The sequence below is a fragment of the Streptomyces sp. STR69 genome (genome assembly GCF_024519455.1).
In the GTDB taxonomy this organism is placed as follows: Bacteria; Actinomycetota; Actinomycetes; order Streptomycetales; family Streptomycetaceae; genus Streptomyces.
The window spans coordinates 1-564 of the sequence record NZ_JALJRY010000102.1; the positions used below are offsets into that span (position 1 = coordinate 1).

Consider the following 564-nt stretch of genomic DNA (forward strand, 5'->3'; position numbering starts at 1 on the left):
GATGAAGCCGTCCATCGTCGCGGGCTGCGGGTCCTTGCCGAGGGCGTCGTCGTCGTAGGCCGTGCCCGGGGCCTTCATGGAGCGCAGGGCGACGCCGGTGACGCGCGGGGCGAGCAGGCCGGCGCCGATCAGCCAGTCGGCCTCGGCGGCGGTCTGGCCGAGCGAGTACTGCTTGATGAGCGAGCCGAAGACGTCGGAGATCGACTCGTTCAGGGCGCCGGACTGGCCGAAGTAGGTCAGGTTCGCGGTGTACTGCGTGACGCCGTGGGTGAGTTCGTGGCCGATGACGTCGACCGGGATGGTGAAGTCGAGGAACAGCTCGCCGTCGCCGTCGCCGAACACCATCTGCTCGCCGTTCCAGAACGCGTTGTCGTACTTCACGTCGTAGTGGACGGACGCGTTGAGCGGCAGGCCCTCGCCGTCGATGGAGTGCCGGTTGAAGGCGTTGAGGTAGAGCTCGAAGGTGGCGCCCAGGCCCGCGTAGGCGCGGTTGACGGTCGCGTCCTTGCCGGGGTCGGAGCCCTCGGCGCGGACCTTCTTGCCGGGCAGGTCCTGCTTGTGCTT

1 protein-coding gene is annotated in these 564 nt (G+C 68.6%); it reads right to left on the bottom strand.

Translation table 11 applies throughout. The features are described 5' to 3' along the window. A partial coding sequence (locus tag OC490_RS49140; protein WP_262064568.1) for a M4 family metallopeptidase occupies positions 1-564 on the bottom strand: 564 nt, incomplete at both ends.